10 protein-coding genes and 2 pseudogenes are annotated in these 14,361 nt (G+C 68.9%); 8 read left to right on the plus strand and 4 right to left on the minus strand.

Annotated features, from left to right (window positions below):
• Positions 1-207: 207 nt before the first annotated feature.
• Complete coding sequence (locus ACF1B9_RS14855) at positions 208-1,089, plus strand: FAD-dependent monooxygenase (RefSeq protein ID WP_391745233.1); 882 nt, start codon at positions 208-210, stop codon at positions 1,087-1,089.
• Between the two features lie 181 nt (positions 1,090-1,270).
• Here the strand turns inward: ACF1B9_RS14855 and ACF1B9_RS14860 are convergent.
• Positions 1,271-1,489: pseudogene (locus tag ACF1B9_RS14860) on the minus strand (serine/threonine protein kinase); the annotation flags it as partial.
• Positions 1,490-1,955: 466 nt separating this feature from the next.
• Here ACF1B9_RS14860 and ACF1B9_RS14865 point away from each other — a divergent pair.
• The 7 genes and pseudogenes from ACF1B9_RS14865 to ACF1B9_RS14895 form a co-directional block, all read left to right on the plus strand.
• Positions 1,956-2,061: pseudogene (locus tag ACF1B9_RS14865) on the plus strand (IS5/IS1182 family transposase); the annotation flags it as partial.
• Positions 2,062-2,136: 75 nt separating this feature from the next.
• Complete coding sequence (locus ACF1B9_RS14870; RefSeq protein WP_391745130.1) at positions 2,137-2,436, plus strand: hypothetical protein; 300 nt, start codon at positions 2,137-2,139, stop codon at positions 2,434-2,436.
• A gap of 601 nt (positions 2,437-3,037) precedes the next feature.
• Entirely contained in the window at positions 3,038-3,367 is a 330-nt protein-coding gene (locus ACF1B9_RS14875; protein ID WP_391745131.1) for a hypothetical protein, read from the plus strand.
• A gap of 125 nt (positions 3,368-3,492) precedes the next feature.
• A complete protein-coding gene (locus ACF1B9_RS14880) occupies positions 3,493-4,716 on the plus strand; it encodes an MFS transporter (protein ID WP_391745133.1) in 1,224 nt (407 codons plus the stop codon).
• An 832-nt stretch (positions 4,717-5,548) separates the two neighbouring features.
• Positions 5,549-6,463: a diiron oxygenase gene (locus ACF1B9_RS14885; RefSeq protein WP_391745135.1), complete on the plus strand. Its 915-nt coding sequence runs from the start codon at positions 5,549-5,551 to the stop codon at positions 6,461-6,463.
• 28 nt (positions 6,464-6,491) lie between these two features.
• Positions 6,492-8,141, plus strand: coding sequence for an FAD-dependent oxidoreductase (locus ACF1B9_RS14890; RefSeq protein WP_391745136.1), 1,650 nt, complete (start codon positions 6,492-6,494; stop codon positions 8,139-8,141).
• A 685-nt stretch (positions 8,142-8,826) separates the two neighbouring features.
• On the plus strand, positions 8,827-10,107 hold the full coding sequence (locus ACF1B9_RS14895; RefSeq protein WP_391745138.1) for a cytochrome P450: 1,281 nt from the start codon (positions 8,827-8,829) through the stop codon (positions 10,105-10,107).
• 177 nt (positions 10,108-10,284) lie between these two features.
• Here ACF1B9_RS14895 and ACF1B9_RS14900 read toward each other — a convergent pair whose 3' ends face one another.
• From ACF1B9_RS14900 to ACF1B9_RS14910, 3 genes are all read right to left on the minus strand, one after another.
• A complete protein-coding gene (locus ACF1B9_RS14900; protein ID WP_391745140.1) occupies positions 10,285-11,487 on the minus strand; it encodes a cytochrome P450 in 1,203 nt (400 codons plus the stop codon).
• A gap of 81 nt (positions 11,488-11,568) precedes the next feature.
• On the minus strand, positions 11,569-12,624 hold the full coding sequence (locus ACF1B9_RS14905) for an MDR family NADP-dependent oxidoreductase (protein WP_391745142.1): 1,056 nt from the start codon (positions 12,622-12,624) through the stop codon (positions 11,569-11,571).
• A complete protein-coding gene (locus ACF1B9_RS14910) occupies positions 12,621-14,345 on the minus strand; it encodes a phytoene desaturase family protein (protein ID WP_391745143.1) in 1,725 nt (574 codons plus the stop codon). Before ACF1B9_RS14910 ends, ACF1B9_RS14905 begins: the two co-directional genes overlap by 4 nt.
• Positions 14,346-14,361 lie beyond the last annotated feature (16 nt).

Below are 14,361 nucleotides of genomic sequence, written 5' to 3' on the forward strand. Positions count from 1 at the left end.
TGTTCGCGGCCCGTCCGTACTCCCGGCCCCGGACAGGCGCACCGCGACGGCGACGGTGCCGTGGTGGTGGCTGACGTAAGGAGTGTCCCGTAATCCCTGGCGGGCACGCGACGACAGCTACGGCCCCTCGCCGCGTTGTCGGAACGTCCACATACATCCGCGACAGGACATGGGTCTGGTGGCTTCCCCTACTGCTGATGCTGCGACATCTTCAATTTCAGCTCGAATGAAGAAGGTTTCACGTTCTTCGCACCGTTCGGGGACGGCTGGTACCGGATCATCGCCTGGGACCGGCGCGAGCAGATGCCTGACGATGCGCCGATCACCTTGGAGGACGTCCGGGACATCACCAAGCGCACGATCGGCAACGACCTCGGAATGCACGACCCACGGTGGCTTTCCCGCTTCCACAGCGACGAGCGGCAGGTACCCCACTACCGGCAGGGACGAGTGTTCCTCGCGGGCGACACCGCACACGTCCACTCACCCGCCGGCGGCATGGGCATGAACACAGGGATCCAGGACGCCGCCAACCTCGGCTGGAAACTGGCGGCCGTCCTGCACGGCTGGGCCGGTGACGCACTGCTGGACAGCTACCACGCGGAGCGTCACCCGGTGGGGCGCATGGTCCTGCGCGTCAGTCACGCGCTCCTCACGGCAGTCACCGCCGGATCACCCGTGATCCGCGCGTTCAGGGCCGCACTGGCCGCCGCCGTGCACCAGTTGGTCGTGGTGGAGGCGCGCGCATCACGCGGCATTTCCGGCATCGGGATCGCCTACCGGGCACCCGGCGGCTCTCATCCGCTCGTCGGACGCCGCGTACCGGACCTTCGTCTGGCAGAGAAACCTGCCCGGCTCCATGAGGCATTGCGGGAGGGCAAGTTCGTGCTGGTGGGCCGCGATGTCGCTGCGGTTGCGACGCCGTGGGCGGGGCGAGTGGTGACAGTCCCCCCGGCGACCAGCCTGCGCCGGACCCTCCTGGTCCGGCCCGACGGCTATGCCGCGTGGGCGGCCGAGGGCCCCAGCCCGGATGAGGTGCGCAAGGCCCTGACGCAGTGGCTGGGCTCGGTGGACCGCCAGGGAGCGTGAACAGGCTTCCCGGTCTCGTGGGCATCGCGCCGCAGGAGACCTCCTCCCTGGCACTGCCAGGTGGCACGGGACCACGTCGACGAGGAACGCGAACGACGACCACACCATCGAGGCAGCGGACCAACAGCTCGTCGACGTCAGGTCGTTGGTCGATGCCTTTCGTCAGGCACCGGGCGATGAGCGCCCGCAGCGCGGCGTCCTCGACACGCGTCAGATCGGGCTCGCCCTCCACGATCTGGAACATCACCGCATGCTGATTGCTCACCCCCTGCCCGAACGGCAGCTGCCCCGTCGCCGCATACGTCAGCACGCACCCGAGGGTGAACACGTCGCTCTTGACCCCCACGCGCTGCCCACGCACCTGCTCCGGCGACATGAACCCCGGTGAGCCGATGGCCATCCCCGTACTGGTCAACAAGGACTCGACCGACGTGCCTTCAGCAAGCCGTCGGCGAGGAAGTGCAGGGAAGCCGTCGGCAACGGCCCGTACAGCCGGACGACTTGCTCAAGCGAGAGCCCTGGAACGTACCCCCGTGGCGACCCACGGCGGTTCGTCGCCCGGACCCGCGTCGAGCACCGGCGCCGTGTGTACCGCTCACCGACCCTCCGCGCGGGATCGCTCACCGCGAGCGGCTTGACACCCCGGTCGACGCTGTCGTCCCGCTCGTCACGGCCATCCCCGTTCGTACCGCTCATGGTGGTGTGACTCCCCGCTCTTCCCGCCTGGTCAGCGGCGTAACCCGGTGAGAATAGACGTTGTTGATGTACCCGGTGAAGTTGAGGGACGCGCTGTACGAGCGGGGCGATGGCCCGGGGTGAGCCGGTTCCGGGATCCACGTCCCGTCGGACGGGGCCGGACTGCCCCTGGTCGTCGGCGTCTCCGCCGCCGCTACGAGCGCACAGCTGAAACACTTCCTCGCGTTCACCGCCATCGCGGCGACCCTCATATGTCACTGCAGGCTCGCTGAATGAAGCAGTTCAACACCTCCCGATCGGACATGTCTGTGAGCACGTCCATTGGCAGTGCGGTGCAGTTCACTGTCCGCCATGGATCTCACGCGAGCGACCGTCACCGACCTGCTGGCCCGGCTCGGCCCGGGGAACGGGGAGGATGGCCTGCTCATCTGGGCGGGTACCGAGCACGAGGACCTGTACCGCTGGAGGGCCGACGGCCACGACCCGTACCGTTGGCCCGTCGTGGTCCGGTCCTTCGACGGCAAGGACGTCCCCTTCGGCTGCCGGGCCGCGGAGTTCGTCTGCCGCATCCTCATCGACCCGCACCACCCATTCACGACGGCCCGCTGTTTCGACACCCACTGGTTCATGAACCACCGCGACAGCGCCTGACCGAACCCCCACCGCCAGCGGCATCCGCAGCCCGGTCGGCGGCGCCTTCGGAGCACAGGGCAGAAGCACTCGTCCGCCCCGGCAGACTCATCCGAATGAAATGAGGTCCAAGGACACCTCGCGTGGATCAGGCCGGGCCGCGCGGCGTCCGGTGCTCGCGGTCGCGAGGCGGAGGGATCGCAGAATCTGCCGAGCACGCCCATTTTCCGGATTGCGGAAAAGTGGCGGATGGGCTTCTCGCCCGGCCGAGCATGCCAACGGCCGGGCGCTCCACGGGCCGGAGCGAACCTCCTGGCCCCCGCCTGCACAGCTCTCACCTGTACGGGTGGTGCATACCTGAGTGCGGTCGTACTGTCGATTCTGGAACCGCCGCTGGAAGAAGTGCACGGCCACCGGCGACTTCCCTTGCCGCGCGGGCCTCCGCGTGCGGAGCGGTCGCGGTGTGAACGGATGGGCCGCATGGGCTCGAAAAAAGGGCAGCTGGGGAGCCGACATGCAACGAGACAAATTCAGGAGAGCGGTCATGCTGTGTGCCGCCGTGGCCCTCGCGGCTGCGGCTGTACCTACCGCCGCCTCCGCGTCGCCCTCGCACGCTCGTGCAGTGGCCGTCGACTGTTTCTCGAATCCACAGGTACGCCCGGGCGAATTCCTGATCGCCTGCGGGGACGGCAACAACGGCCTGATCGCGCTGCATTGGAGCAAATGGGGTCGGACGTCCGCTGTGGGGAGCGGACTCGACGCGGTCAATGACTGTCAACCTTATTGCGCAGCGGGCAAATTCCACTCCTATCCTGTCACCGTGAGGCTCGACCGTCCGAAGAGCTGGCCGAGGCATCCCGAGGTACAGCAATTCACCCGACTGCAGCTCGTCTACACCGGTGCCAAGCCGGCACAGACGCAGCAGGTCGTGACATACAAGCTCTGGGACTGACGGTTCCCGAAGACCAGACCTCAAGTCGACCGGCCACATTCGTACGAGCCCGCCCCTTCGAGCCGGGCGCCGGTTCTGTGAGCATGTGCTCGTAGGGTGGCGTGCGTGATCCTTCGCGAGGGGCAGTGAGCGCGGGCGTCGGGCTGCGACCGGGCTATCCGGCAGCGGCAGCGGTGTTCGCCATCGGGATGGCCGGGACCACTCTGCCGACGCCGCTGTACGGGCTCTACCAGCACCGGATCGGGTTCTCCGAGCTGGTCGTGACCGTCGTCTTCGCCGTGTACGCCATCGCGGTCATCGGCGTGCTCCTGGTGGCGGGAAACTACTCCGACGAGGCAGGTCGCAGACCCGTCCTTCTGTGCGCCATGGTCCTGTCGGCCGGCAGTGCGGGATGCTTCCTCCTGCAGAGCGGGCTGCCTCTGCTCTTCGCGGGACGCCTGCTGTCCGGCTGCGCGGCCGGCCTGCTGAGCGGCGCGGCGACAGCGGCCGTCATCGAACTGGCCGGTCCCGGGCAGAAGGCGCGGGCCGGGTTCGCAGCCACCGCCGCGAACATGGGTGGTCTGGGCTGTGGGCCACTGCTCTCCGGCGTGCTCGCGCAGTACACCCCGTGGCCGCTGGCATTGCCGTTCTGGGTCCACCTCGGACTGGCAACGGCCGCCATGGGGATCACCTGGTTCCTGCCGGAAACCGTGGTGGCACCGAAGAGGTGGCCGCCCCTGAAACCACAGGGAGTCACGGTTCCTCACGAGGTCAAGGGCGTGTTCACACCCGCGTCGCTGGCGGCGTTCGCCGGCTTCGCACTCCTCGGGCTGTTCACCGCGGTCGCGCCGAGCTTTGTCTCGCAGACACTGGGGGTGCACAATCTGGCCGTCTCGGGCGCCGTGGTGTTCTCCGTATTCCTCGCTTCGACCGTCGGTCAGTCCTTGACGCAACGCATCGGCGCGCGTCTCGCACTCCCCGTGGGGTGCGGCGTCCTCGTCGTGGGCCTGCTGCTGGTGGCGTCGTCACTGATCGCCGAATCCTTGCCCCTGCTCGTCCTGGGCGCCCTGTGCGGCGGCGCCGGTCAGGGGCACGCCTTCCGCGCGGCGCTCACCTTGATCAGCGACGCCGCCCCGGCGCAGCACCGCGGCGGCACGATTTCGGCGTTCTTCGTCGTCGCCTATGCCGGGATCTCGGTGCCTGTCGTCGGTGTGGGCGCCCTGGCCACATGGCTCGGCCTGCGCCAGGCCGGCCTGCTCTTCACGGGATGTGTGATGCTGCTGGCGGCGGGCGCGGGCACGTACGCCGCACGCAGGCCACCAGCGGAATCGCGGGCCGGGAAGGACCACCGCGCGGGTACGTCCGAGTAGCCCGGCCAGGCAGGGACGCCCGCGCCACTGTTCGGCATGACCCGAACGCCGGGGCGGCCGAGTGCTGAAGACCCCGGTCCTCCCCTACGTGCGGGCCGATGTCCGCGGACGTCCGCCGGACAAAGCTGCGGCCCCCTGCTCGCAGGAGGCCGCCGCTCGCGGTGAATCCGATCTCCCTCTGAGAGGAGCCGTTTCCATGGATCATGCTACGGCGGAATGCCGTGAGCGCCCACTCCAAGGAGGCCCGCTGCACGCGGTGTACTGCCGTGCGATGCCGCTCGTCGGCGGCCTCGCACCGCGTCCGTGCGAGCGCCGTCTCCTTGTGCCGTGGAGCGCGGTTCATTGCGGAGCAGGCGTCGGCGGGGGCCGTGTTCCCTCGTCGGCCGGGGAAGTCACACCTGGTCAACGGCAAGGTGACCAGGCGGACGACGTCCGGGGCCGCCGTTCCGTCGACCCGTGAACCGGCCGCTCAGGGCCCCGTCCGAGCCCCTCACTCGACCTCACGCGGAGTGACTCGCCGCACCGCCGCTCCCATCAAAACGGGCGCACGCCCTTGGCTCCATCCGGGCACGCACCCAGGTCCGGCAGGGCGGGCGAGTGCTGCTGCGCGATTGCTGGGACATGGTGTCGACCGGCGGCGAACCGCGTGGATTTCTCCGCGGGGGTAGGCCCGCGCGGCAGTCTTGTTATACGTTCCGTCCAACAGCTTGCTAGACGTCGCGTCTAACAAGTGGGGGTGGCGTCCAGCTGCCGACGGACTCATCGCGCGGGCACGAGATGAGGCCACGGCCGATCGGCGTCGAGTCGTTCCGTCGATTCAAGGAGCCGCAGCATGGCAGGCAGCACCGTTCGGCCGGAGAACCAGGACCGGCTCCACGAGCACGACGTCGCCCGTCGCCTGCTCGACTCGTCGGCGAAGTTGTCCTACGACCCGGTCACGGACGTGGACTGGGACACCCCTCTGGACAAGGACTTCCACGGTGCGAGCCCCGAGTGGAGCACGCTCTACGGCACGGCCTACTGGCAGGAACTGACCGATGCGCAGCGCAAGGAGCTGACACGGCAGGAGGCCGCTTCGGTGGCCAGCACCGGCATCTGGTTCGAGATGATCCTGCAACAGATGGTGCTGCGCGACATCTACACCACGGACGCCACGGACCCGCGGTTCCAGTGGGCCCTCACGGAAATAGCCGACGAATGCCGGCACTCCGTCATGTTCGCTCGTGGCGCGGCGAAGCTGGGAGCCCCGGCCTACCGACCGCACCGGCTGGTGGTCGAACTCGGACGGGCATTCAAGACACTCGCGTTCGGCGAGGCTGCTTACGCGGCGATTCTGGTCGCCGAAGAAGTGCTCGACGTCATGCAGCGTGACTGGATGCGGGACGAGCGGGTCGCACCGTTCGTCCGCACCATCAACAACATTCATGTCGTGGAGGAGTCACGGCACATGAAGTTCGCCCGCGACGAGACCCGTAAGCATCTCCGGCACGCCGGTGCGCTGCGCCGGCAGCTCAACGCCTTTGTGATCGCGGTCGCTTCCTACTACATCGTCACGAGCATGGTGAACCGGAGCGTCTACGCGAACGCCGGGCTGGACACGAAGCGTGCCGTGGCAGAGGCCAGGACGAACGAGCACCACAAGTCCCTGATGCGGTCCAGCTGTTCGGGCCTCATGGAGTTCCTGGCCTCGGCCCGGCTCCTCACCAGGCCGGCACTGTACTTCTACAAGCGCGCGAACCTGATCTGATCCGAGCCGAGCGACCCGAGCCGACGACATGACCTACGCCATCACACAGACCTGCTGCAGCGACGCCACGTGTGTCGCCGTGTGCCCCGTCAACTGCATCCACCCGACACCGCAGGAGCGGGCCTTCGGCAGCACGGAGATGCTGTACGTCGACCCGAAGTCCTGTATCGACTGCGGTGCCTGCGCCGACGCCTGTCCGGTCGACGCGATCTTCCCTGTGGACGGCCTGCCCGAGGCGCAGAAGAACTACGCCGCGATCAACGCGGCCTATTTCGCCGAGGAGGAGCCTGAACCGGGCAGCACGGGACCGAACTTCCACATCTGGGGCGCTCCCACGTTCGAGCGCAGCTTGCCGTCCGACTTCGCGCCTCTCCGGGTCGCGGTCGTGGGCACCGGCCCGGCCGGCATGTACGCCGCCGAAGACCTGCTGTTGCACACGAACGCCGAAGTGACGCTGATCGACCGGTTGCCGGTGGCCGGTGGTCTCGTGCGGTACGGCGTGGCGCCCGATCATCCCGCGACCAAGAAGGTGGGCGACACCTTCGCACGCTTCCACACCCATCCCCGAGTACGGATGCATCTGGGCGTCGAGATCGGCGAGGACATCACCGCGGACGAGCTCGCCGCGCATCACGACGCGGTCATCTATGCCGTGGGCGCGTCCACGCATCGCCGACTCGGCGCCCCTGGCGAGGAGCTGACGGGAAGCCACTCGGCGACCGCGTTCGTGTCCTGGTACAACGCCCATCCCGAGGTCGCACCGGACGCCATCGATCTGTCCACCGAGCGCGTGGTCGTGGCCGGCAACGGCAACGTCGCCCTCGACGTCGCCCGCATCCTCGTCACGGATCCTTCGGAACTGGCCGATACGGACATCGCCGACCACGCCCTCGCAGCCCTGCGCACCTCGAAGGTGCGTGAGGTGGTCCTGCTCGGGCGGCGCGGCCCCGAGCACGCGGCCTACAGTGCCTCCGAGTTGCTTGCCCTCACACACCTGCCCGGTGTGCAGCTGGTCGTGGACGACCACGATCCGCGGATCGGCGCGGCGATCGACGGCGCGCGGCCCGACGGGAAGGCCGCTTCGCTGGGCGGCGCGGTACGCGAGTCGGTGGACTGGTCGCGCGCGCCGGGATCCGGGCGGCGCATCGTCTTCCGCTTCCACTCCGCTCCCGTGGCGGTGCTGGGCGACACCGGCGTCCGGGCTACGCGCGTGACGGGAGGTTCGGGTGAGCTGGACATACCGGCCGGCGTCCTCCTGCGGGCAGTGGGCTACCGCGGTGTGCCGGTGGCCGGACTGCCCTTCGACGAAGCAACCGGCACGGTCCCGCACGAGAACGGTCGGGTGACGGGGATGCCGGGGACGTACGTCGTCGGCTGGATCAAGCGCGGGCCCTCGGGCGGTATCGGTGCCAATCGCGTCTGCGCAGCCGAGACGGTCGGCACCCTCCTGACCGACGCCGTCGCCGGCGCGCTGCCCTCGCCGACCGGTTCGGCCAAGGGGTTGCTCCGCCTCGCCCGGAGCCGTAGTCGCCATGTCGTCGACGCCCGAGGTCTGGCGGCAATCAACCGGGCCGAGTTGGCACGTGGCCGCGGTGAGGGGCGTCCCCGGGTCAAAATCGGCACCGTGCCTGAACTGGTGGCGGCGGCGAAGGGCAATCGCTGGAGGATGCCGGGCTGAATCCCGGAGAAGGACCGGCGTCCATCGGTTCGTGTCCGGTGCGGAACGCCGGCTTCTGACAGCCGTATCCCGTGCGCCAGGTCGCGAAGGGCACCGGATGGTTGCAATGCCCTTCGGAGTCCGGGCGGCGGCCCACCGGCGAGCCGGACGCGGCCCGACGGGCGTGGCGAGAGGCCGCGCCGTCGACCGCGTGCCGCCCACGGGCATGGCGTGCCGTCACGTCGGCACCGCGCGCCGCGAGAGGCCCGCACCGCAGGCCACTTCGGCGCATGCGCCCGCCGCACTGCTTGAGTGCGACGGGCGCGGTCGAACGTACAACCACAGGCACTGACAAGCGCTTTGGGGCCGAGCACGAAGGCTGCATACCTGCTCCCGGCCCCTCTGCCGCGCCCGCCCGTCCGGCCACCCGGTCCCGGCCGAGGTCCCGTGTTCGCACCGGCCGCCCGGTGATTCCGCCCTGTGCACCTGACGCCCCGGTCCTGCGGCCCTGGCGGACAAGGCTGCCGACCGCCCGCCGCGCCCGCTCGCGCTACCGTGTGCTACCAGCGTTGTTGCGACTTCTGCCCTGAGATACGACTCTCTCGGTACAAGTCACGTCAGCGTCTGTCCTTGTCCGTTCCCGAGCCCGCTGCACATCCCTCTCATCTCCGCACCGTGCGTGCGGACCGCGCGACCCATGGAGAACATGTTGAGGACGAAGTTCCGTTCTCGTATCACCGCCCGGCTTGGGCGCACCTATCTGTCCAGGATCCAGAAGTACGGAATTGGATCCTCCACGATCCGGCTGCTCCCCGAAGACCTGCTGATGATGCTGCGCAGGGATGGGCTGGACCCGGTGGACAAGTTGGCCGGGCTCCGGGCGGATGAGCCGATATCCAAGGTCTCGCTGCCGTTCGGCATGGACGTCTGGGTGGTCACCGGATACGAGGAGTCGAAGGCCGTGCTCGGTTCGGCCGACGGGTTCAGTACCGACTTCGCCCACCTCGCCACGAACGCCGGAGTGGCAGCGGAGCAGAGTCCGGGCGGACTCGGGTTCAGCGACCCTCCCGTGCACACGCGGCTGCGCCGCATCCTCACACCGGAGTTCACGATGCGCCGGCTGCGGCGCCTGACTCCCCGGATCGATGCCATCGTCGAGGAGCGCCTCGACATGATGGAGGCCCAGCAGGGGCCGGTCGACCTGGTGAAGGAGTTCGCACTGCCGATCCCCTCCCTCACCATCTGTGAGCTGCTCGGCGTGCCCTACGAGGACCGCCACGACTTCCAGCAGCTGGCCATGGACCGCTTCGACCTGTTCGGCGGGACGACCGCGCCCTTCGGTGCCATGTCGGAGTCGCTGGCCTACTTCAGGAATGTCGTCGAGGCACAGCGCGAGAAACCGGGTGACGGCCTGCTCGGCATGATCGTGAAGGAGCACGGCGACAGCGTCGACGACGAGGAACTCGCGGGTCTCGCCGACGGCGTGCTGACCGGCGGATTCGAGACGACCGCCAGCACGATCGCCCTCGGCTCACTCGTGTTGCTGCGGAACAAGGACGTCTTCGAGCGAATACGGACCGACGACGCGACGGCCGCGCCCTTCGTCGAGGAGGTGCTGCGCTACCTCTCCGCTGTACAGATCGCCTTCCCGCGGTTCGCCCGTGAGGACATCGAGATAGCGGGGGTGGTCATTCCGCAGGGCGACATGGTGCTCTGCTCGCTGAGCGGCGCCAACCGTGACGCGTCGTACGTCGTGGACGACGGGCGCTTCGACCCGCACCGTCAGGCCTCGGGGCATCTCGCCTTCGGCTACGGAATGCACCGGTGCATAGGCGCCGAACTCGCGCGCATGGAACTGCGCTCCGCCTATCCGGCCCTGGCCCGGCGGTTTCCCCGGATGCACCTCGCCGTTCCGCCCCAGGAACTGGCCTTCCGCAAGCTGTCCATCGTGTACGGCGTCGAATCGCTGCCGGTGCACTTGCGCTGAGCGGGTGGTCACCCCGGCACATCGGCTGCCCTCCGCCGCGGTCCGTCGCCCCCGTCGTCGTGTGCGGGCCGCGCGCATCTCCCTTCCGCGGTCCGTCGGTCCTGTCGGGCCCGGCGCTCCGCGGCCGGTCCGTCCGGGATGGGCTCCGGCCCCTCTCACGGACCGTGTGCTGTCCTCCTACCAGGTGACGGTGATCCGCTGAGGACTGCGGGACGTGGTGCCGCGTCGCCACTCGATTTCTTCGGCCGGTCGTGCCAGCCGCAGGCCGGGAAATCGGGCGGCGAGCCGGTGCAGGGACAGTTGGAGTTCGAGCCGCGCCAACCAGGCGCCCAGACAGTAGTGCGGACCGGCGCCGAACGACAGGGTGGGGGCCGCCAAGGGCGCGAACAGGTCGTCGAACGGCCGGGGCGGGAAGACATCGGGATCGCGGTTGGCCATGCCGCAGTCGGCCAGCACCACCGATCCCGCAGGGATGGTCACGCCGCCGACCTCCGCATCGGCGGCGGCGTGGCGCGCGGTCCCCCGGTCGTCGCCGAGCGGGACCAGGTGCAGCAACCGCTCGGCCACCGCCTCGGCGGCCCGTTCGTCCTCCCCGAGACGGGCCCAGCTCTCCTGCCGTTCGCCGAGCAGATAGAGCAGGGCGTTGCCCAGCATCGTCATGGTGCTGTCATGCCCGCCCACCACCAGTCCGCACACGAGGTCGACCAACTGTCCCTCCGGGATGCCTCCCTCCTCATCGGCCGCCCGTACCAGCACACTGGTCAGATCGTCCCCCGGGGCGTTTCTCCGCTCGGCCAGCAGCGCGGCTCCGAACGCGGCGAACTCCGCCAGCGCCGAGTCCATTTCCTCCTTGGGGTGGGAGCCGTCCGAGAACGCGTACTGGGTCCAGTGGCGCAGCCGCTGCCTCGCCGGGGTGTCGAGACCCATGAGCCGGCTGATCACCTCGACCGGGAGCGGAAGGGTGAAGGCGGCCACCAGGTCCACCGGAGGGGCTCCGGCGGCGAGCTCGTCGAGACGCTGTTCCACGATCGCGGCGATCCAGGGCCGCCATCGGGCGACGGCCCTCGGTGTGAAGGCGCGCCGCAGGGAGCGGCGCAGGCGCAGATGGTCCTCTCCGTCCTGGTTGAACATCAGATCCAGGCTTCCCACCAGACCGGCGTCCGCCGTCAGGGGCGGGGCGTCCGGTGTGTGGAGCCCCGCGCGTCCGAACCGGGTGTCGGTCAGGACCTTGCGCACGTCCTCGTACCGGCTCACCAGCCACGCCCGCGTCCCATCGGGCAGGTCGACCTGCCTGGGTGGTCCGGGTGAGTCGAAGCCCAGTCGGTGCAGAGGGAGAGTCGGCAGGCCGGTCGTCGCGTCGGTGTCGTCGGAGCGGGGCATGGGACCTCCAGGCGGGCACGGGTACGTCGGGCTGCTGGACACGGTCGTGCGGGCGGGAAAGAACGTCGGGGCGACGGGGGCTCAGAGCTCGACCAGCACCTTGCCCCGACTGGCTCCCGTGTCCTCGTAGAGGCTCCGGTAGGCGTCCGGGATGTTCTCGAAGCCCTGGTGAAGGGTGTGCCCGCAGCGGATCTCGCCCCGCCGGACCCTGCCGCCGAGCTCGTCGTGGAGGGCGCGCCAGTTCTGTTCGGTGAACCATTCCAGCGAGAAGATGCCGCGCACCGATGTACGGGGAAACATGATGTACGGCAGCAGCCTCGGCCCGAAGGCCTCCCCACCGACCTGGGTGGCCCACTGCCAGCACACGGCCACCTGGCTGCCGACGTTGAGCATGGAGAACACGGCGTCGGTGACCGTGCCGCCCAGGTTGTCGAAGTACTTGTCGACCCCGTCCGGTGCGGCCCAGGAGAGGGCTTCGCGCACCGCGTCGCAGCTGTCCTTGTGGCGATAGACGACGACCGCGTCGAATCCCAGCTCGTCGAGGTACTCCGCCTTGTCCGCCGTCGAGGTGGTACCCACCACCCGCGCGCCGGCGAGCTTGGCCAGCTGACCGACCAGCGACCCGACGGAGCCGGAGGCGCCACTGATCACGACGGTGTCGCCCGGGCGGACGGACATGAACTTGGTCAGGGTGCCCCAGGCCGTCATCCCGGGACCGCCCATGACGCTCAACGCGGTGGGCAGCGGAAGGGCGTCGTCGTACCAGTTCGGGTCCAGGCGGCGGAAGGCCGGGAAGACCATCGGGAACGTACCGGTCTGCCACGGGGTCGCCGCGCCGTCGCTGATGAGATGGGTGCGCCAGCCGCCGAAGCCCTGCACCAGATCGCCGGGCCGGTGGGCCGCCCGTGGACCCGCTTCCAGCACCTCCATGATCGAGTCGGCCCCCATGTGGGCGCCGAGAGGGGTGTCCAGCGCGATGCCCTGGAGGTAGGGGTCCACCGATACGTAGCGTGTTCTCAGCAGCATCTCGTCCGGGGCGAGATCGACGTCGAGTTCCTCCTCGACCAGCCCGTAGACCCTCTCGATGTCGGGGACGCCCTCGATGTGCTCACGTACCACCCATTTCCTGGTCCTCATCTCGTTCCCTTTCTGTCGACGGGGGACAATCGGTCGACCGTCGCGGACCGCGCGTCCGGTCGGGGGCCCACCGGAACGACGAGATGGGTGGGGGGCGGCCCGCTCTCGTCGACGGACGCGGTGAAGGTCCTGCCGTCGTCCCGGCAGATGAACTGCGTGACGTGCCGGCCCGCCGCCGCCGCGCGGATCAGGCCGCCCGTCGTCGCCCATACGCCGGACTGGTAGAAGTTCCGCAGTCCCGGCAGGCCGGGGCCGTGCTTCTTGATGAGTGTCTCCAGCGTCTCCCCGCTCTCCACGAACGGCTGCCACCCGAGCACCGTGCCGTCGTAGTTCCCCGTGTAGCGGACCTGTGTGAGCGGGCTGGAGACATCGCGCACGGCGATCGCGTCGGTGATGCCGGGGTGGCGCCGTTCCAGGAACGCGACGAGTACGTCGCGGGCCCGCTTCTTGGCCGCGTAGTACCCACGGCCGTGGCGCACCGGCAGCGTGTGGAGTCTCCGTCCGCCGCGGGTCCGGGTGGCCTGCTCGGGTCCTTCGTCCAGGGCCCGCCAGGGAGCGATGTCGCAGAAGTAGGTGACGTACGCGATGCTCGTCCCGCGCGGGGAGAGTTCCGGGTAGTGCCTGCTGCGGAACTGGACGTTGATGCTGGGATGGCGGATTCCGGTCAGATGGGCGGCTTCCGCCTCGTCGAGCAGATAGGTCGTACAGGGGTCGGCGTCGGGGAAGTCGCGACGCAGTCCGAGAAAGAGCGTGAAGTACCCGGGGAAGACCATGCCGGGCTGGTGGATGGTTCGGGTGTAAAGGCGGCGGTAGGCGTCGTCGAGGTAGCGGCCGCCGAGCAGGTCCATCATCGTGGTGCGGCCGTCGCAGGCCGAGACGACGATGTCGGCGCGCAGTTCGCTGCCGTCGCTCAGCCGTACGCCGACGGCACGGTCGTCCTCGACGAGTACCTTCTCGACCTTGGCGTTGTAGGTCACTTCGCCGCCGAGTGCACGATAGCGCCGCTCGATGGACTCGGCCAGTCCGAGCGAACCGCCTTCGGGGACGCCGGCGGAGAGGTTCGCGTGCGAGGCGAGCTGGAAGTGGAAGGGCAGCACGGGGAACGCCGGGTGCTTCTCGTAGAGGATGAAGTTGAACGCCTCACGCAGCAGGGGGTCCCGGAACCTGGCCGAGTAGTCGGTCATCAGGACGCTGATGGATTTGCGCACGACGTTGAAGTACGGCACGAACGACGCCAGCATGCGCCAGCGCTCCGGCATCGACATCAGCCCGACGGGCTTGAGGAACGGATAGACCGCGAGGCACTTGCGGAATGTGCGCAATTGCTTGCAGAAGTCACGGATCAGAGCGGAATCGGCGGGCGAGATGTCCGTCAGATGCGCCTGAAGCCGGTCGGGGTCGGAGTAGAAGTACACAGCCCGCCCGCACCGGCCGCGCACGACGTTGAAGACATCGAAATGCCGTACCTGCTTGCCCTGCAACGCGCCCAGCTCCAGCCAGATCTGGTGCATCTCGTTGCCGGGGCCGCTGCCCAGGAGCCAGCTGACGCAAGGGTCCAGCGTGAAGTCTCCGCGGTCCCAGGCCGTGCAGCAGCCGCCCGGCAGCTCGTGCATTTCCAGGATGTGGGTGCGGTAGCCGTTCATCAGGGCGTAGCAGCCGGTGGACAGGCCACCGAGCCCCGCACCGATGATGATCATCGACTCGCGTCGGGTGCGCGGCATGAACCTGCTCTCCTCG

This window comes from Streptomyces sp. NPDC014727, assembly GCF_043083485.1.
Classification (GTDB): Bacteria; Actinomycetota; Actinomycetes; order Streptomycetales; family Streptomycetaceae; genus Streptomyces.